This is a genomic window from Dyella sp. C11 (assembly GCF_003121485.1).
GTDB lineage: Bacteria > Pseudomonadota > Gammaproteobacteria > Xanthomonadales > Rhodanobacteraceae > Dyella.
In genome coordinates this window covers 79341-96610 of record NZ_QAVX01000002.1, presented here as the reverse complement: position 1 = coordinate 96610, position 17270 = coordinate 79341, and the positions used below count along the sequence as shown (strand labels likewise).

Genomic DNA, 17270 nt, shown 5'->3' with positions numbered 1-17270 from the left:
CTCGGCATCGCGCGATAACGCGCTCTTTCCGTTGCGGTAGTTTCGCGTTTCGATGAGACGCAATGTGGCGTTAAAGATCGTCACCACCCGCCGCGACGATGCGCTCCAGCTGATCACCCAGCGCGCCCAGTTCCTGGATCAAGCGCCTGAGCTCCATCGCGTCGAGCAGCTCGTAAGGTCGGTTCTCACACAGGTGCAGGTACGGCGAGCCATCCAGATCGGCAACCGCCAGAAATCCCTTGCGCTGTTCCCAGTTGAAACGCAGGCATCGTCGCGGATCGGCCCCGGCCAGCGGCCCGACAGGCGTGGAGATGCGTAGATAGCGACGACCTGCCTCGTCTTCCAGTTCCGCAAGATAAATGCCTTGATGGCGCTCATGCGGCAGCGTCAGGTCGAAGCTGATCAGGTACGGGTCGTTGTGGCGCAGCTCGTGCATGCTGCCGATGTGGGAACGCACGGCTTCAAAATGGCGCATGGTGCGATCTCCTTGGCAGGCAGCGACAGGCTCGTTACTGTGCCACGACCTGGTGTAAAGAGCCTGTTGAAGATCATGGACAAACCCATGAACGAAGCGCACGCGCGCATTTTTGCTGCCATCGCAGCCATTCCGCCTGGGCGCGTCGCGAGCTACGGCGCCATCGCGGCGCGTGCCGGTTTGCCGGGCCGGGCCAGGCTGGTGGGAAGGGCGCTCGGTGAAGTACCCGAGGGTATGGAGCTGCCTTGGTTTCGCGTGCTCCGTTCCAGCGGCCATATCGCGTTTCCGGCGGGAAGCCGAGGCTTCAAGGAGCAAAGCCGCCGTTTGAAGGCGGAAGGCGTCGAAGTGAAGAACGGACGCGTGCCGCTGGCCACGTTTGGCCTGGACGCCGATCTCGACCGTGCGCTCTGGGGTATCCCGGGCTGACAACAAGCGAGCCGGTTGCCCTGCTTTTTTCGAGAGCAGGATTTCTGGTTGTGTGGAACAGACTGCGCATCGTCGCGTGTCACCGAGCGCTTCTGGCTCATGCCGCATATGCCACGCCAGATGGCGTGGAGTACGCAGCGGATCTCACGTTGCAGGTTCCCTTGATGTCACCGTGTTCAACACGGCTTGCGCCTCGACTGGCGAGATGATGTCTTGATGCGGATGTTGTCGTGGCCAAGCGCATCGCCATTAGTTTGCAAGGCACATTTGCTAGCATGGGCCGATGCTTACCTCGCCTCTAGACATACTCCACAGCGTTTTTGGCTACACCGAATTTCGCGGACAGCAACAGGCCATCGTTGATCAGTTGATCGAGGGCGGCGATGCGCTGGTGCTTATGCCAACGGGCGGAGGCAAGTCGCTTTGCTATCAGATTCCCGCGCTGGTCCGGCAGGGCACCGGCATCGTGGTGTCACCGCTGATCGCGTTGATGCAGGATCAGGTGGACGCATTGCGCGAGGCCGGTGTCGCCGCCGCGTATCTCAACTCCAGCCTGGACGCGGCTGACCAGCGTGAGGTGGAGCGTCGTCTTCTGGAAGGCGAGTTGAACCTGCTCTACGTGGCGCCCGAGCGTTTGCTCACCTCACGCTTTCTTGGGCTGCTGGAACGCACGGAAGTGGCACTCTTCGCCATCGACGAAGCTCATTGCGTATCGCAATGGGGCCACGACTTTCGGCCGGAATATCGCGAGTTGGCGGTGCTGCATCAGCGCTTCCCGCAGGTGCCGCGCATGGCACTCACGGCCACGGCCGACGAACGCACGCGCGAAGAAATCGTGGAGCGCCTGGCGCTTCAGCAGGCGCGCCAGTTCGTTTCCAGTTTCGATCGCCCCAACCTTCGTTATCAGGTCGGCCAGCGTCATAACGCACGCCGCCAGTTGATGGAATTTCTTGAGCGACGCCGAGGCGAGACGGGTATCGTCTACGCGCTGAGTCGGCGGAAGGTGGATGAAACGGCCGCGTGGCTGGCCGAGGCGGGCATCGAGGCATTGCCCTATCACGCGGGTCTGGATGCCGCCACGCGCCACGCCAATCAGCGACGTTTCCTGCGGGAAGACGGCGTGGTGATGGTGGCGACGGTGGCGTTCGGCATGGGCATCGACAAACCCGATGTGCGCTTCGTCGCGCATCTCGATTTGCCGCGCAGCATGGAAGGTTATTACCAGGAGACCGGCCGCGCCGGGCGCGACGGCTTGCCCGCCGATGCCTGGATGATCTACGGCCTTTCCGACGTCGTGACCATGAGTCAGATGATTGCGCAGTCCGAATCCGCCGACGAGCGCAAGCGCGTGGAACGTCAGAAGCTGGAATCGCTGCTGGCGTATGCCGAAACCACGCAATGCCGCCGGGAATTGCTGCTCGCGTCGTTTGGCGAGTCGTTCCATGGGCCGTGCGGTCGTTGCGACAACTGCGTCGAGCCGCCGAAAACGTGGGATGCCACCGTGCCCGCGCAAAAAGCGCTGTCCGCCGTCTATCGCAGCGGGCAGCGCTTCGGTTCCGGGCATGTCATCAGCATCCTGCGCGGCGAAGACAGCTCACGCATGGGCGAGCTGGGGCATGACCGCCTTTCCACGTTCGGCATAGGCGCCGACATGGACGAGAAACAATGGCGCTCGGTGTTTCGCCAGCTGCTGGCGATGGGCATGCTGGAAGCCGATGCAGAAGGGTTCGGCACCTTGCGCCTGACCAAGGCCAGTCGCGATGTGCTGGTGGGCAATCGCACCGTGCGATTGCGTGAGGATGCCGCACCCGTACGTGCGTCCCGCAAGAAGCGCCGTGACAGCCAGCTGGTCACGGGGGGAAGCCTGGGTGTGGAAGCCTACGAGCAGCCGCTATGGGACGAACTGAAAAAGCTTCGCACCCAGCTCGCGAGGCAGCATGGCGTGCCGCCCTACGTGATTTTCCACGATGCGACCTTGCTCGCGATGCTGCGCGCGTTGCCTTCCAACGAGGCGGAACTGGCCTCGGTCAGCGGTGTGGGCGAGGCCAAGCTCAAGCGCTACGGGCGCGATTTCCTGGCAGTGATCAACGCGCACGAATAAGTGATTCGATGAGGCGCCCCGACTTGGGAGCCATCGCGCGATGTCAGCCGGCAAGGCGCCAGCGCGTGCCCTCGCTGGACACGCGCGAATGGGCAAGGGCCAGTTCGGGAATGTAACGCCACTGCGCAAGGTCGCCCGGCAGGCGCGCCTGCGGGCATGCCATGCGGCTGGCGATGAGGGCCGCTTCTGCGGTTTCGTGGCGGCCGATTTCCTGCTCCTCGCACAGCGCGCGCCATTGGCGCCCGTGGCGGATGATGCGGAACAGGCCGATTTTCGAGGGATGAACGTATTGCGTCAGCATGTTATTCGACGTTTTTGATGACGGCGGATGACGCACAGCTTGCCGATGGACCATGACTTCCTCGTGATTCCCATCTGGCTCGTCTGTGACTGCCATGTTTCCGTTGTGTTTTGCCGTCATCTGAATCATCGGCGTGTGAAAAACCCGTACGCAGGTGTTGGATCGATACAGAAAAAAGGCCCGCATCGCTGCGGGCCTTTCGTTTGCTACACGTGCCGGATCGCGCTTACTTGCGCTGCGCTGCCGTGGCATCACGGGCGGCGCGGAATTCCGAATCCTTGCTCCAGTCCGGCCAGGTATCGGAGTTGGCGAGATCGCTGCCGAGCTTGTAGAGGATCTGCAGGTCGCGCGCCATGCCGGTGAATGGCCAATCGGCCTGCCATTCGTCCGACGGCTGGTGGTAGTGCTTGGCGACGTATTCGTCTTCCGCTGCCTTGCCGGCCGCCAGGCCGCCGTCCACCCAGTCATTGCCCGAGCCGAACGAAATCGCCGGCACGCCGCGCTTGGCGAAGGAGAAATGATCGGAGCGGAAGAAGTGGCCCGCTTCCGGCTTCGGATCTGGCGAGTACACCAGGTTCCACTGCTTGGCCGTGGTGGTCAGCTCATCGAGCAGGTCGAGCTTGGCACTGCCGGAAATGGTGAAGTTGCGCGCCGGGCCGTGCGGATCGAGCGCATCCATGTTGATGTCGGCCACGGTGGTGGCCAGCGGGTAGAGCGGCTTGGAGGCGTAGTACTCCGAACCGAGCAGGCCCTTTTCTTCGGCGGTGACGTTGAGGAACACCACCGAGCGCTCCGGCTTCGGCTGGCTGGCGAACGCGCGAGCGAGTTCGATGAGCGCGGCCGTGCCGGTGGCGTTGTCCACGGCACCGTTGTAGATCTTGTCGCCCTTGGCGTCGGGTGCGCCCACGCCCAGGTGGTCCCAGTGCGCGCTGTAGATCACGGTCTCGTTCGGGCGCTTGCTGCCCTCGATGCGGCCGACGATGTTGTGCGAGGTGATCACCTTGGAGTTGAGCTTGTAGTCGGCGGAGAAGGTTTCGCCCTTCAGCACCACCGGCTTGAAGTCACGCGTCTGCGCCTGCTTCTTCAGTGCTTCGAAATCGAGGCCCGCCGACTTGAACAGATCGACCGCTACATCGCGCTGAATCCATGCTTCCACCGGCGTATGCACGCTGGAGGGGTGGTCGCGCACTACGTCGAACTGGGTGTTGGTATTGGAATTGGCGACGGTGGCCCAGCCGTACGAGGCCGGTGCGGTCTCGTGCACGATCAGCATGCCGGCGGCGCCCTGGCGCGCGGCTTCTTCGTACTTGTAGGTCCAGCGGCCGTAGTAGGTCATGGCCTTGCCGCCGAAGTCGCCCACGCCGGTCTCGAAATCCGGATCGTTGATCAGCACCACGGCGATCTTGCCGTGCAGGTCCACGCCCTTGAAATCGTCCCAGTTGCGCTCCGGTGCCTTGACGCCGTAGCCCACGAACACCAGCGGGGCGTTCTTGATGTCGACGGACTTGGAGCCGTCGAGCGCGGCGCGCGCGGCGATTTCCTTGCCCTGCGTCAGCGGCTCGTTCTTGCCGTTGACGGTAAACGACAGCGACGGCGTACCGGCGATGTCGGACTGCAGCAGCGGCACGGCCTGCGTCCATTCGCGCTTGCCGTTCTTCAGGTCGCCACCGGGTTGCACGCCTGCCGCCTTGAATTGGGCGACGACGTAGTCGATGGTTTTGGTTTCGGCCGGCGTGGCCGGGCCGCGACCTTCGAAGGCGTCGGACGAAAGCGTCTTGACGTCTTCGGACAGGCGGTGCGGGTCGATGGTCGGGGTGGTCGGTGCGTCGGCGGCGAACAGCGCCGACGTCACGGACAGGGCGAGCAGGGATAAGGCCAATCGCTTCATGGACAGCACCTAGCGTGGAAACGAAGCTCGATAGTAGATACGGCTGCGACCAGCGGTCCATAGCCGACAGTTAGCTGAAGGGCGATGGGTGGCTTCGACGCATTGAGAAAACCCCTGAAAAACAGGGTTTCGGCGGGGTCGATAGTGACTTTCTTCACCCCCGCGGCGCCCAAAGTGAAAAAAAACCGCATTTTTTCCGTTCTGCAGCTTGGCGTGATGCCATGGCATGCCATACATTCCGCATGCCGAGAGGCATCAAACACCATCTCTATCGATCACCACGGGGAAATGTAATGGCGAAGGCGCAGAAAGCAGCAGCAAAGAAGAAGGCCGCTCCGAAGGCAGCTCCGAAGGCCGCCAAGGCCGTCGTTCACAAGCCGATCAAGGAAGCACTGGGCAAGTCCGGCCTGGTTGCCCACATCGCTGAAACCAGCGGCGTGGTCGCCAAGGACGTTCGTGCGGTGCTGGCCTCCCTCGAGGCTGCCGTGACCGGTTCGGTGCACAAGAAGGGCGCCGGCAACTTCACCATGCCGGGCCTGCTGAAGATCACCGCCGTCAACGTGCCGGCCAAGCCGAAGCGCAAGGGCATCAATCCGTTCACCAAGGAAGAGCAGTGGTTCGCTGCCAAGCCCGCCACGGTGAAGCTGAAGATCCGCGCGCTGAAGAAGCTCAAGGACGCCGCTCTCTGAGCCTAGCGGTCCGCTGAAGCTTCAACGTCAGGTGCGGCGTTCGCGCCGCACCTGACGAATCTGAAAGTCCAGGCCGTGGGTTCGCCGGCCGCCTCGATGAAAATCAGTCCCTGTCGCTGCCAATGACTTGGCCGGAGTTCGGATTGAGCTGAAGGGCAACGCCCTTGCCGGCAGGATTGTCGGCCTTCGCTTTCCACACGCCATCCTTGAAATCCACGGCATGCACGTGCGTATAGCCCTGCGTTGAAAGCTGGGCGCGAATATCCGCCTCGCTCAGGCGGGCCACCTGCTTGTCGGGAAAGATCTGGCCGGTGCGTGGATCGATACGTACATCGACGCTCCTGTCGTCGGCGCTGCGCGCCTTGGCCGTCCAAACACCGTCCTTGAAATTGAGATCGTGCACCTTGCTGTAGCCCCGCTGCTCCAGCGACGCCTTGACCTGTGGTTCGGTCATGGCTTGCTGGGCGAGCGCGACGCCGGAAAAAACCAGCGCCATGGTGACGGTCAGGGTTGCGAGTGTCTTCATGGGCGCACCTCGTTGTGGCGGGAAATCGAGTGTGTGGTCGACCAGACAACTCTCGGTGAACGCATGCGAACCCATCGCTGAACTGGGGGCGATGCCGTTAAGCCGACAATCAAAGACACCGGAATCACACATTTCGTTGAGATGCCCGGGTTCATGCTTTCGTCGTGTGCCGGGCCCATAGTGGCTATCGGTGTCACCGTGACACCCGATGAGCAAGGCCGCTGCCGGAGGGGCACGGCGGCTCAACCTGACAAGATCTCCCAACGAGGGCATGACATGGCTACCCCGAGCGATCTCCCGTTGAGCCTCTACAAGGCCAATACCGAATTCCAGCTGCGCGTGAACAAGCTGGTGATGGAAAACTGGAAGAAATGGCTGGAGCTTTCCACGCGCGCCATGGATGACGGCATCGCCGAACAGCAGGCCCGTGTCGAGCGTTTGATCAAGGCGCAGGATTGGGCCGCGCTGGCAGCCATGCCGGCCGACGCCTTCTGGCGGCAACTGCAGCAGCGCATGGGCGACGCCACGGTCACCAACCAGATTGCCGCCAACGTGCAGGCCCATTTTGCCCAGGGGCTGCAGGATGCCGTGCAGACCTGGCAGAAGGACACGGCCGGTGCACTTGGCACCGTGAGCGAAGTGGGCCTGACCGATCCGTGGAAGGACATCCTTTCGCCCTGGGGCAAGTTTCATCCGACCCTCTGATCGAGAGTGGCGTGTCGCCCGGTGAATCCACCGGGCGACACGCGCCTTGCGTGACGGGCATCACCCTCGCCGCACCATCCTTGGCGTTCTGCACACTCCATCGCTTTACGGGCAGTGAGCTCGTGCTCAACTTCGCGGCTGCAACCGTGTGCACGGACATGAAACGAGCGCAGGCATGCGTTGCGTTTTCCCGGGAAAGAATCCAGCAATGGTCGAAGGATCGTGCGGGTTCCCCGTCTTGTCACATAGGTTTAGTTAGCTAGGGGGCTGGGGCTGCCGCGGCCATGTCCGTGATGCCGCAAGCATGGGGAGCAGGGGACGCGTGTGGAACGAGGACAGGGCATGACTCCCGCAAGGGCGGTCGGCACCGTGCAGGTCGAGACGAATGTCGTGGGCGGAACCTGCGGCGTCGGCCATGCGCGCCATCGTGCGTCCCGCACGTTGGCGCCGATAACGGATCGACGCAGGCCGGGCGGGCATTCGACAACCCCGCGTTCGAGTCGCTCCTCGATGCTCGCGCAGCGGATCGCGAAAGCCGACTTCTGATGCGCTACGCGATCTACTTTTGCCCGGCGCCGGCGAGCGCACTGGCCTCCCTGGGGCGCGACTGGTTGAGCACCGAGCTGGCGGCCAACGGCATTCCGGGCATTCCGCTCAGTCGCTGGAATGCCTTGCTGGCCGATACGCGGCGCTACGGTTGGCATGCCACGTTGCGTTCGCCCTTCACCTTGTCGCCTGATGTCGATCTGGGCGACTTGCGTCGCGCATTGAATGTCGTCGCGCGGTCACATGCACCGATCAATCTCCCTCTGCGCTGCGCCCGGCTTGCCGGTTTCCCGGCCTTGCGTCCCGTGGGGGACAGCAGGGCGGTGAATGCCCTGGCCAATGCATGCGTGGAAGCCATCGAGCCTTTGCGCCTTCCCTTGGCCGAGACGGACTTCCAGCGTCGAGCCTCCGGGCTGGACGCCATCGAAACCCACTACCTTGGACGTTACGGGTACCCCTACGTGTTCGAACGCTACCGTTTTCACATGACCCTGTCCGCGCCGGCCTCCATCGACGAAGAGCGCGCCTTGCAGCGCTGGTTGTCGCTTCGCGCCTCGATGTTGCCTACCGCGCGCATTGACGCACTGACGCTTTGCGTCGAGCCGTCGCCTGGCGCGGCGTTCGAGCCGCTGGAGCGCGTCGCGCTCCACAAGGCTTCCGTAGCCTGAGGCGTTTTTGCATCGGCCAAATCGCAAGGTGCGTGACCGCACGGCCGTGGTGCGAATAGCGCTCACGCCCGCTTGACGCGTACGCGCGGAATCTCGAAGACCCTGTGGGAATCTGCCACCTGCGGGCGGTCATCAAGGGCGAGAAACATCCACGCCCGCATTCCTGGTGAAGCATCCTGGGAGCGCGTCATGAAGAAAACCGTATGGGTCGTTGTTGCCAACCGTGGCGTCGCCCGCCTGTTCCAGGCCAGCCAGCCCACCGGTCCATTGGAGGAAATGGACGCGTTCATCCATCCCGAGGCCAGGCTGCACGATCAGGATCTGGTATCCGATCGCCCGGGTCGCGGCTTTGATCGTGCGGGTCCAGGGCGCCATGCGGAAGAACCGGACACCACGGTGGCCGAGCAGGAAACCACCAACTTCGCCCTGGAGCTTTCGAGGTTTTTGCTGAAAGGTCGTACCGACAAGCGATTCGATGCCCTGGTGTTGATCGCGGCCCCGGCATTTCTTGGATCGCTGCGGGAACGGCTGGACGGCGTGACCCGGGATCGCATCCTGCTGGAGGTTGCCAAGAACCTCGTGCACCTTGATCCCATCGGACTGCGCCAGTACTTGCCGGAGCGGCTCTATTCCGCCGTGGCGTCTTGAAGGAAGAGGGAGGGGCGCACGAAGTTGCGTGATTCGCGAAATGCTTCGCTCCTCCGTCCGCGCGTTGATCGTACTTTCACGACTCGATGCTGGAATGTTTGACGGAGTGCACATTTGGAACAACTGGGTGCGATACGATAGGACAGACGGATTGCCGGGGCGTTTCACGGTGTTTTCACGCCCCTCCCGATGTCATCGGCCGGCTATGCACAGCCCTGCGTAGCCGAGGGGAAACACTGAACAGGGGGACGCAATGCTGGACGCACCGTGGACCAATCCGTGGTTCCGCCGCATCGGCTTGGCCGTCTCCTATGGGCTGCTGATTTACCTCGTTCGCCAGATCGTCATCCCGCATTTCCTGCTGTTGACGGGCGTGCATCTCACCGTCCTCCTGCTCACGCGCTACCGCGATTGGCCGGTGCTCGTGGCCGGCGAAGTGGCCGTGCTCATTCCCCTCACCATCGATTGCGTCAACCAGTGGGGCTACGGCGTTCCCTGGGGCATCCTCAACGTCATTCCCGGCATCGTGATCATGGCGCCGGTGGTGTGGATCGTGCGCGAGCGCTGGCCTGTCATCACCTCGCGACACACCCTGAACATGGGGTCCTTGCTCGGTTGTGCCCTGGTGCTCTCGTTCCTCATGACGGGGTTCAACATCGCCACCACCATGGTCATGCACCTTCCGCCGGGCTATGTGGCGCATTTCGACAAGCTTGGCGTCGAATGGGTGCTGGGCAACTACCTCGGCATTCTTGCGGTCACGCCCACGGCGTTGTTCGCCTACCAGCTGTTCAGCGGCGCGCGCTGGCGCGAAGTCGGAGCACGCCTGCTCGACAATCGCACGGTACTCGACAGCATTTTCCTGGTCGTGCCGGCTTTGCTGTTGCTGGTCTGGATTGGCCTGGAATCTGCGCGCGTTCGGCAGATCGCACAGGTCGCCATGTTCCTTCCCATCGTGTGGCTGGCCATGCGTCACGGCTGGCAGGGCGCAGCGATCGGCGGCACGGCATCCAGCCTGGCCGTCGTTGCGTTGATGCCTGCCTCGCACGACCAGCAGACCATGCAGGCGGAAGCCATCGTCGCCTTCGCCATTTCGTCCATGCTCCTGCTCGGCGCACGCATCGGTGCGTTGCACCAGCATGCGGAGCAGGAGCGGATGGACGTCCGCATGGCTCTCGCGCTTGCGCAGCGCAACGTGCATATCGGCGAGATGCAGCTGCGCACGACGTCGCTCGCGCTGGAGCAGATTCGCGAAACCGTGCAGGCCAGTTTCTCGATGATGATGTCGCGGCTGCGCCATCTGCAGCCGACCATCGAAGACCGCAGCTATCACCGTCAGGCCCTGGTTGCGCAGGATCAGTTGTTCCGGCTTGCCGACAGCCTGTATCCGGTGTCCTGGCGCGAGCGCGGGCTGCCGGCTGCACTGCGCGAGGGTGCCATTCCGCGTGCGCTCGATGAAACGGGCGTGGGTTACTGGTGCGATTTGCGCGGGCCGCTGAGTCGGCTTTCGCAGACGTTGCATCTGGCCATCTACCGACTGGTCGTGGAAGTCGTGGCCGATGCCTGTGCCAAGCGGAATATCAGCGAAGTCATCGTGCGCGTACGCTGCGGCGAAAAGGCCGGGCGTCGCTGGGCGCTGGTCAGCATGATCTTTCGCGACACGGCCTCGACGGCGACCAACGTGCGCTGGGACGAGCTGCTGCCGCGCGTGATGCGGTCCACCAGCGGCATGGGCTGGTCAGGCATTCGTGATCGGGCGATGACGTTTGAAGGCGACGCTCGCGAGCACTTCATTGCCAATGGACGACGCGTCAGCCTGCTCCTGCTTGATCCGATCACGATCAGCGGCGTCTGAACGCCGCTGATCGCGGACCTTCTTCTTACTGCGGACTGTGCGAGTTGCACACGGCCGGGTCGCCTGAGCAGGCGGCAGCGGCTTTCAGCTGCAGCGTGCCATCGCTCAATGCCGTTGCCGTCACCGTAGTGGCGGAATCCTGATAGACCGTCGTCGGTGCAGCCGCTGCTGCTGCCGGCGTCACCGCGGGACCCTGCTGCGGCGTGGTTACCAGCTGCGAGAAGCGGCCCACCGGAAGCGTGATGAACTGTCCGTTCGCCGTGCCCACGGCGCCGATGACATTGCCGTTCGTGTCATTGATCTGCACGAACTGAATGCCGCCGAGCGTGAAAACGTAGGCGTGGAAATTCGGATTGCTGCTTACGTCAGACGCGTTCGGCCAGGATTGTCCAAGGCCGGAAGCGGGCGGCTGATCGGCCAGGGCGGCCCCCGACGAGGCGAGAGCCAGCATGCCAACGAGGCATGCACGGTGCGAGAGGGCTTTCAACATAAACGGACCCCTTTGTTGGTGGTGTGCTCAGACATTGAGCATCGGCCCGAATGTAACACCAACTTTGTCGCATCCCCTGTGACAAATGGTCGATTTATCAGGCTTTTTGCCGGAAACGCTTAAACAAAGTGGCGCAAGTGTGGAGTGCAATCTCCACGGCGCGCGTATCAAGTCGTCGCTGCACGAGCAAACGCGTTCCGTGCTCCTTGATGATGGCCTGACCTGTGCCGCCATTCCTTTGTTATGTGATGTAGTTCACATACTGAGGAGCGTATGCGTAGCAGCTGTCGGGTTGTTGCGCGAATGCCTCAATGGGGCCAGTTTGCTTTGCCGGGATACTCCGCCAAGTTGCCCGGCGTTCTCATGAGCTCAAGTTGCATCTGCTTTCGAACGGATTGCGTAGTGCGCCCTGCGTTTGTCGGAGAAGATCATTCGCTATGACTCGCGAGTGTCGATGTGCTCACGACGACAGTTGCTGCCATTGATATTTGCAACGCCATCCCGACTCAACGCGCACACTCGTTTCAGGGGCGTGGGTGATCGGCCTGGTGCTCTTCACTACGAAGTTCTTATGGCGCGATTGGAGCGCTGGCGCCCAAGTGATCTGCTACTGGCGACATCCCATTGAAACTCGTGGTGGGTTCCTCGTCGGTGATTCGCAGTGCTTCGATTCCTGCTCGATTGGTTTGTTCGCGCGGGAGTACATCATGGCCACCTGAGTAGCGGAGTTTTCAGATCAAGCCCAAGTTTCTGCCCGGACGTTGCGTCATGAGGAAAACAACAAAAAGCCCGCTCCTTGCGAAGCGGGCTTTTTTAAATCATGGTGGCCGGGGACGGAATCGAACCGCCGACACGGGGATTTTCAATCCCCTGCTCTACCAACTGAGCTACCCGGCCAGAATCCCTGCAAGCATCGAAGATGCTGCGTGGAGCCGTGCATTAAATCGGAAGTGGGGTGGTTCGTCAAGACTCCGTGTCGGGGGCGACGTAGCCTTCGGGCTGTTTCACGTCGCCGCCGAACAGGAATTTTTCCATTTCGGCGCTTAAAAACTGGCGGGATTTGGGGTCCAGCGGGTTGAGGCGGTATTCGTTGAGCAGCATGGTCTGGTGGGCCAGCCATTGCTGCCAGGCTTCCTTGGAAATCTCAGCGTAGATGCGCTGGCCCAGCGGGCCGGGCCACGGGGCGAAGTCGAGGCCTTCGGCGTCGTGGCCGAGCTTGGCGCAATGGATGATTCGGCTCATGCGATACGGCTCATGGGTAGTGATTCAAAGATCCTGCAACAGGGTTCGCACGGGTGCGGGCAGGCCGAGCGCGGCGCGCTCATGGGGGGCGCACCAGCGAAGGTCCGCATTATCGGCGACACGCTGGTGTGCTGTCGCCTCATCGAACAGCAGTGGCTCGACATGGAGGCGATAGTGGCTGAAGACGTGGACGAACGATGGCAGCGGTTGTGCGTCGTCGATGCGCGCCAGTGATTGCGCCGCGCGCCACGCGCCATCGTGATCGCTGGCTTCCGGAAGGCTCCACAGGCCGGACCACACACCTTGCGGCCCGCGCCGTTCCAGCAGGATGCGGCCGTCCGCATCGCGCAGGACCAGCATGATCGTGTCGCGCGTGGGTATGGCCTTGCCGGGTTTGGCGGTGGGGAGTTTCGCTGTAAGGCCGTCGCGAAACGCGATGCAATGACGCGCAAGCGGGCATGCATCGCAGCGAGGCTTGGAGCGCACACAAACGGTGGCACCCAGGTCCATGATGGCTTGCGTGTAGTCGGCGGTGCGCTCTGCGGGCGTCAATGCATCGGCTTGCAGCCAGAGCTGTTTTTCGACGGCGCTTTGCCCGGGGTGGCCGTGGATGCCGAGATAGCGCGTAAGTACCCGCTTGACGTTGCCATCGAGGATGGGAAAGCGCAGTCCATGGGCTTGCGCGAGAATCGCGCCGGCGGTTGAGCGGCCGATACCCGGCAGGTCGGCCAGTGCATCGAAATCGCGCGGCAGCTCGCCGCCGTGCTTTTCCACGCAGACCTGTGCTGCCTTGTGCAGGAAGCGCGCGCGGCGGTAATAGCCCAGGCCGGACCACAACGCGAGCACGGTGTCTTCGTCGGCCGCGGCAAGATCGCGGAGCGTCGGCAACGCAGTGACGAAGCGCAGGAAATACGGGATGACGGTGACGACCTGCGTCTGCTGCAACATCACTTCGGACAGCCACACGCGATAGGCATCGCGTGGATGTTGCCAAGGCAGGTCTTTGCGGCCGTGTTCGTCGAACCAGGCCAGCAAGGAAACGGCAAAAGGGTTCATGGTGTCTTGCGCGCAGGCTTGGTGGAAGTGGCCTTCGCGGCAGCGGGAGTTGGCGCGCTCGCAGCGGGAGCAGGGACGTCGTTGCCGGCCTGGATGCTCAAGCCTTCGATGCTGATATCGCCTGTATCGATGTTGGCAATCTCGGCATGTCCGTTGCCCGGTGGCACGCTGAGCCGCGGACCGTCATCGTGGTCCAGTTGCGACCACCAGTTGGCAAGCGCCAGCGGCGGAATCTGCAGGTCGGCATGGTTGTCCGGGCCATCCAGTTTCAGTGCCAGCATCAAGGGCTCGCTCTGGTTGGCCGGTGCCAGCTCGATGGAGGTGTTGTATTGCCCCGCATTGGCGTGATCGAGCTTGCCTGAGAGATTGGCCGATGCATCGGCGGCACCTCGCCAGCGCGCGCTGCCGGCGAGCTGCAGCGTGAACGTGGTGCTGTGCGTGAGATACAGGCCGATGTTTTCCAGCAGCAACGCGTTGCCCTTGATGCTTGGCGTTACCGAGACGCGCAATTGCGTGGGGATGCCTTGCGCGTCCTTGGCGGTGATGGTCAACGGAAAGGGATGATTGGCGGCCAGGCGTCCGGCATCCAGTTCCACATCACCCAGCAACATCTGGTTGCCGCGGACGAGACTGCCGCGCGTGATGTGCACGCCGGCATCGATGCTGGGAATGGTGGACGGCACGGCAGCGGGACCGGTAGGCAGGTCGTCCAGCCACGATTGCAGCGCATCGAGATCCACGCGTGGCGAATCGATCTGCATCTGCGAGATCACCGTTTCGCCGCGCACCAGCGTGCGCCAGGGCAGGGCGAGCGTGCCGCGCGCCGCCAGCAGGATCGGCATGTTGGCGTTCTGCGCGCTGAGCGTGATGCCTTCCAGCTCCAGCGCGGGGCGCGGAAACAGAGCCGGCGTGGCTGGGCTTGCCAGGCTCAGTTCAAGACCGGCATTGCGCGCCTGCTGCTGCAACATGGCGGTGATGCGCTCGGGTTGCAGCAATACGTGCACGGCGATCAATGCGATCGCCACCAGCAGCAGCGTGGCGCTGCTGAGGATGATGAGCGTGAGCCGGAGCCAGCGCGGCACCCGTCAGCGCCCCTCAGCCCTGGCCCAGGCTGGCGGGAAGCAACCCGTCGACGTAGGCGTCGGCGTCGAATACGCGAAGGTCCGTGGCGGTTTCACCCAGCCCCACGTAACGAATCGGCAGGCCGAATTCACGCGCCAGCGCAAACACCACGCCGCCCTTGGCGGTGCCGTCGAGCTTGGTCACGACCAGGCCGGTCACCCCGACGATCTGGCGGAACTGGCGCACCTGGTTCACGGCGTTCTGGCCGGTGGTGCCGTCGATCACCATCAGCACTTCATGCGGTGTCTCGGGGTCCAGTTTCTTGAGCACGCGGGCGATCTTGCCCAGCTCGTCCATCAGGCCGCCTTGCGTGTGCAGGCGACCGGCCGTGTCGGCGATCAGCACATCGGCGTTGCGTGAGCGGGCGGCCTGCAGCGCATCGAAAATCACGCTGGCTGCATCGGCGTCCTGGCCCTGCGAAATCACCGGCACGTTGTTGCGGGTGCCCCAGGTCTTGAGCTGCTCGACGGCGGCGGCGCGGAAGGTGTCGCCGGCAGCCAGCAGCACCTGGCGGCCTTCGTCGCGATAGCGGCGGGCGAGCTTGCCGATGGTGGTGGTCTTGCCGACGCCGTTGATGCCCACGGTGAGGATCACGAAGGGCTTGCGATTGCTCACATCCAGTGGCGCCGCGACCGGGCGCAGCAGGGCGATCAGCGACTGGCGCAGCGCGGCCAGCAACGCGCCGGCATCGGCAAACTCGCGCTTGTGCATGCGCTTGCGCAGGTCTTCCACCAGCTGCGTGCTTGCCTCGACACCGACATCGGCGGTGATGAGCGTGGTTTCCAGTTCGTCCAGAAGATCGTCATCCAGCTTGGGATGACGAACGAACAGCGACGACAAGCCTTTGGCGAAGGCGCTGCCGGAAAGCCGCTCGCGCCAGCTGCGCTTGGCCGGCGTGGCCGCTTCGACGACGGCGGCAAGTTCGGTGGCTTCGTCTTCCTGCGGCGGCTCGGGCGCGGGCGGGGTTTCAGCCAGTGCCTCATCCAGTGCGGGGCTGGCGTGATCAAGCGAAGCGGCATCCGTATCGTGCGTAAACCCGCTCGCCGGCGCGCTTTCCGCGGCGGGCGCGGTCGGCTGGTCCGGGGTGGCGTCGACGGGCTTCTTCTTCCAGAACTTGAGCATTGCGGCAGCGATTCAAAGACAATGGGCGGCATGCTACCACCCCCACCCAAACTCACCGCTGAGCCACGCCATCCATGAAGGGGGCGTCCGGGCGCATCCGCATCATTGGCGGACATTTGCGCAATTCACGTCTGGATGTGCCTGATTTGCCGGGTTTGCGGCCTACCCCGGAGCGCGTGCGCGAGACCCTGTTCAATTGGCTGGCGCCGGTGATTTCCGGGGCGCGGTGCCTGGACCTGTGCGCCGGCACCGGCGCGCTGGGCATCGAGGCGCTTTCACGCGGGGCCGCGAGCGTGCTGTTCGTGGAACGCGACGCGAAGGCCGCCCAGGCGCTGCGGGAGAACCTTTCGCGGCTGAAGGTGCAGGGTGGCCAGGTGGCTGCGACGGACGCACAGGTTTACCTGCAGGGCACGGCTGAACCGTTCGGGCTGGTGTTCCTGGACCCGCCGTTTGCCCATGATCTGTGGACGCCGCTGGCACAGCGGCTGGAGCAGGGCGGCTGGCTGACGCCGTCGGCCTGGATTTACGTGGAATCGCCGCGCGACGGCGCGCCGCAGCTTCCGGTGAACTGGCAGCCGCATCGCGAGGGCACGGCAGGCGACGTTCGTTATGCGCTGTACCGACGTGTCTCCTGACGGCAGCGTATGGTTTTCGAGTGGAACATCGGGCTAGGCGAGCGCTGCGAACGGTCCTAAGCTAGCCGCCCCTCCGCTGACAGTGACTCGTCACGTGAACAAGCCATCGGTCAACCAGCGCCTCGCCGTTTATCCGGGCACGTTCGATCCGATCACCAACGGCCATTCGGACCTGGTGGCGCGCGCCGCACCGTTGTTCGAGCGGATTATCGTCGCGGTGGCCGAGAGCCCCAACAAAGGGCCCGGCTTCAGTCTCAACGAGCGCATCACGCTGGCGCGTCTGGCGCTGGCCGATCTGAAGAATGTCGAAGTGCGTGGATTCGACGGCCTGCTGGCGCATTTCATCGAGGAAGTCGGTGCGGGCGTCATCATCCGCGGCCTGCGCGCCGTTTCGGATTTCGAGTACGAATTCCAGCTGGCCAGCATGAATCGCCACCTGATTCCGCAGGCCGAGACGCTGTTCCTCACGCCGGCCGAGCAGTACAGCTTCATCTCGTCCACGCTGGTGCGCGAGATTGGACGTCTGGGCGGCGATATCTCCGGCTTCGTGCATCCGGCCGTGCAGCAGGCGATGCGCCAGCGCTGGCGCTGAAGTTGACGATCGCTGTGGGAGCGCACCCTGTGCGCGACTGCAGCCCTCGATACCGCCCTGCAAGGATAGTCGCGCACAGGGTGCGCTCCCACAGAACAGCGGCTGCCGGCCCACCGCAGCGCAGCATGCCCCACGGTGTCCGGTGGGCGCGGGCTCGTGTATCCTCGCGGGCATCCTGCGGAC

Annotated in this window: 18 protein-coding genes and 1 tRNA gene; 9 read left to right on the top strand and 10 right to left on the bottom strand. The window is 63.4% G+C overall.

Annotated elements, in window-relative coordinates:
• Positions 1-70: 70 nt before the first annotated feature.
• Positions 71-475, bottom strand: a complete 405-nt coding sequence (locus tag DK366_RS02860; RefSeq protein WP_109124014.1) for a hypothetical protein — start codon at positions 473-475, stop codon at positions 71-73.
• 87 nt (positions 476-562) lie between these two features.
• On the opposite strand from DK366_RS02860, the gene DK366_RS02855 reads away from it, so the two are divergent.
• Positions 563-901, top strand: coding sequence for an MGMT family protein (locus DK366_RS02855; RefSeq protein WP_109124013.1), 339 nt, complete (start codon positions 563-565; stop codon positions 899-901).
• A 283-nt stretch (positions 902-1184) separates the two neighbouring features.
• On the top strand, positions 1185-3002 hold the full coding sequence (gene recQ / locus DK366_RS02850) for a DNA helicase RecQ (protein WP_109124012.1): 1818 nt from the start codon (positions 1185-1187) through the stop codon (positions 3000-3002).
• A 43-nt stretch (positions 3003-3045) separates the two neighbouring features.
• Here the strand turns inward: recQ and DK366_RS21485 are convergent, their stop codons facing one another.
• Complete coding sequence (locus tag DK366_RS21485; RefSeq protein ID WP_232820883.1) at positions 3046-3489, bottom strand: hypothetical protein; 444 nt, start codon at positions 3487-3489, stop codon at positions 3046-3048.
• Positions 3490-3529: 40 nt separating this feature from the next.
• Positions 3530-5191, bottom strand: coding sequence for a M28 family metallopeptidase (locus DK366_RS02840; RefSeq protein WP_109124010.1), 1662 nt, complete (start codon positions 5189-5191; stop codon positions 3530-3532).
• Between the two features lie 293 nt (positions 5192-5484).
• On the opposite strand from DK366_RS02840, the gene DK366_RS02830 reads away from it, so the two are divergent.
• On the top strand, positions 5485-5880 hold the full coding sequence (locus DK366_RS02830; protein ID WP_109124008.1) for an HU family DNA-binding protein: 396 nt from the start codon (positions 5485-5487) through the stop codon (positions 5878-5880).
• A 103-nt stretch (positions 5881-5983) separates the two neighbouring features.
• Here the strand turns inward: DK366_RS02830 and DK366_RS02825 are convergent, their stop codons facing one another.
• Complete coding sequence (locus tag DK366_RS02825; RefSeq protein ID WP_109124007.1) at positions 5984-6406, bottom strand: PepSY domain-containing protein; 423 nt, start codon at positions 6404-6406, stop codon at positions 5984-5986.
• Positions 6407-6682: 276 nt separating this feature from the next.
• Between DK366_RS02825 and DK366_RS02820 the strand changes: the two genes are divergently transcribed.
• The 4 genes from DK366_RS02820 to DK366_RS02805 all read left to right on the top strand — a co-directional run bounded on the left by DK366_RS02820 (position 6683) and on the right by DK366_RS02805 (position 10828).
• Complete coding sequence (locus DK366_RS02820) at positions 6683-7111, top strand: phasin family protein (protein ID WP_109124006.1); 429 nt, start codon at positions 6683-6685, stop codon at positions 7109-7111.
• 545 nt (positions 7112-7656) lie between these two features.
• Positions 7657-8325: a DUF1045 domain-containing protein gene (locus DK366_RS02815; protein ID WP_157956433.1), complete on the top strand. Its 669-nt coding sequence runs from the start codon at positions 7657-7659 to the stop codon at positions 8323-8325.
• A 189-nt stretch (positions 8326-8514) separates the two neighbouring features.
• A complete protein-coding gene (locus DK366_RS02810; protein WP_109124004.1) occupies positions 8515-8973 on the top strand; it encodes a host attachment protein in 459 nt (152 codons plus the stop codon).
• Positions 8974-9226: 253 nt separating this feature from the next.
• On the top strand, positions 9227-10828 hold the full coding sequence (locus DK366_RS02805; RefSeq protein ID WP_109124003.1) for an MASE1 domain-containing protein: 1602 nt from the start codon (positions 9227-9229) through the stop codon (positions 10826-10828).
• Between the two features lie 25 nt (positions 10829-10853).
• On the opposite strand, the gene DK366_RS02800 is transcribed toward DK366_RS02805, so the two are convergent.
• From DK366_RS02800 to ftsY, 6 genes are all read right to left on the bottom strand, one after another.
• Entirely contained in the window at positions 10854-11318 is a 465-nt protein-coding gene (locus DK366_RS02800) for a hypothetical protein (RefSeq protein ID WP_232820882.1), read from the bottom strand.
• Between the two features lie 821 nt (positions 11319-12139).
• A tRNA-Phe gene (locus DK366_RS02795) sits at positions 12140-12215 on the bottom strand.
• 66 nt (positions 12216-12281) lie between these two features.
• On the bottom strand, positions 12282-12560 hold the full coding sequence (locus DK366_RS02790) for an oxidative damage protection protein (RefSeq protein WP_109124001.1): 279 nt from the start codon (positions 12558-12560) through the stop codon (positions 12282-12284).
• 24 nt (positions 12561-12584) lie between these two features.
• A complete protein-coding gene (mutY, locus tag DK366_RS02785; protein ID WP_109124000.1) occupies positions 12585-13616 on the bottom strand; it encodes an A/G-specific adenine glycosylase in 1032 nt (343 codons plus the stop codon).
• Positions 13613-14698 (bottom strand): AsmA family protein, encoded by a 1086-nt coding sequence (locus DK366_RS02780; protein WP_109123999.1) that lies wholly within the window; start codon positions 14696-14698, stop codon positions 13613-13615. The genes mutY and DK366_RS02780 overlap by 4 nt, the downstream gene beginning before the upstream one ends.
• Positions 14699-14711: 13 nt before the next feature.
• A complete protein-coding gene (ftsY, locus tag DK366_RS02775; protein WP_109123998.1) occupies positions 14712-15860 on the bottom strand; it encodes a signal recognition particle-docking protein FtsY in 1149 nt (382 codons plus the stop codon).
• 74 nt (positions 15861-15934) lie between these two features.
• Between ftsY and rsmD the strand changes: the two genes are divergently transcribed.
• Together rsmD and coaD are read left to right on the top strand one after the other, a co-directional pair.
• The gene (gene rsmD / locus DK366_RS02770) at positions 15935-16495 is read left to right on the top strand and encodes a 16S rRNA (guanine(966)-N(2))-methyltransferase RsmD (RefSeq protein WP_109123997.1); all 561 of its coding nucleotides are present in this window, start codon (positions 15935-15937) and stop codon (positions 16493-16495) included.
• A gap of 94 nt (positions 16496-16589) precedes the next feature.
• On the top strand, positions 16590-17087 hold the full coding sequence (coaD, locus tag DK366_RS02765; protein WP_109123996.1) for a pantetheine-phosphate adenylyltransferase: 498 nt from the start codon (positions 16590-16592) through the stop codon (positions 17085-17087).
• The last annotated feature ends 183 nt before the right edge of the window (positions 17088-17270 follow it).

What these genes read in the sequence shown, in the direction of transcription:
- DK366_RS02860 (WP_109124014.1), bottom strand. Translation starts at nt 475, where the DNA reads ATGCGCCATTTTGAAGCCGTGCGTTCCCACATCGGCAGCATGCACGAG.
- ftsY (WP_109123998.1), bottom strand. Translation starts at nt 15,860, where the DNA reads ATGCTCAAGTTCTGGAAGAAGAAGCCCGTCGACGCCACCCCGGACCAG.
- DK366_RS02830 (WP_109124008.1), top strand. Translation starts at nt 5,485, where the DNA reads ATGGCGAAGGCGCAGAAAGCAGCAGCAAAGAAGAAGGCCGCTCCGAAG.
- DK366_RS02790 (WP_109124001.1), bottom strand. Translation starts at nt 12,560, where the DNA reads ATGAGCCGAATCATCCATTGCGCCAAGCTCGGCCACGACGCCGAAGGC.
- DK366_RS02815 (WP_157956433.1), top strand. Translation starts at nt 7,657, where the DNA reads ATGCGCTACGCGATCTACTTTTGCCCGGCGCCGGCGAGCGCACTGGCC.
- DK366_RS02805 (WP_109124003.1), top strand. Translation starts at nt 9,227, where the DNA reads ATGCTGGACGCACCGTGGACCAATCCGTGGTTCCGCCGCATCGGCTTG.
- DK366_RS02855 (WP_109124013.1), top strand. Translation starts at nt 563, where the DNA reads ATGAACGAAGCGCACGCGCGCATTTTTGCTGCCATCGCAGCCATTCCG.
- DK366_RS02820 (WP_109124006.1), top strand. Translation starts at nt 6,683, where the DNA reads ATGGCTACCCCGAGCGATCTCCCGTTGAGCCTCTACAAGGCCAATACC.
- DK366_RS02840 (WP_109124010.1), bottom strand. Translation starts at nt 5,191, where the DNA reads ATGAAGCGATTGGCCTTATCCCTGCTCGCCCTGTCCGTGACGTCGGCG.
- DK366_RS21485 (WP_232820883.1), bottom strand. Translation starts at nt 3,489, where the DNA reads ATGCGGGCCTTTTTTCTGTATCGATCCAACACCTGCGTACGGGTTTTT.
- DK366_RS02800 (WP_232820882.1), bottom strand. Translation starts at nt 11,318, where the DNA reads ATGTTGAAAGCCCTCTCGCACCGTGCATGCCTCGTTGGCATGCTGGCT.
- DK366_RS02825 (WP_109124007.1), bottom strand. Translation starts at nt 6,406, where the DNA reads ATGAAGACACTCGCAACCCTGACCGTCACCATGGCGCTGGTTTTTTCC.
- recQ (WP_109124012.1), top strand. Translation starts at nt 1,185, where the DNA reads ATGCTTACCTCGCCTCTAGACATACTCCACAGCGTTTTTGGCTACACC.
- mutY (WP_109124000.1), bottom strand. Translation starts at nt 13,616, where the DNA reads ATGAACCCTTTTGCCGTTTCCTTGCTGGCCTGGTTCGACGAACACGGC.
- rsmD (WP_109123997.1), top strand. Translation starts at nt 15,935, where the DNA reads ATGAAGGGGGCGTCCGGGCGCATCCGCATCATTGGCGGACATTTGCGC.
- DK366_RS02810 (WP_109124004.1), top strand. Translation starts at nt 8,515, where the DNA reads ATGAAGAAAACCGTATGGGTCGTTGTTGCCAACCGTGGCGTCGCCCGC.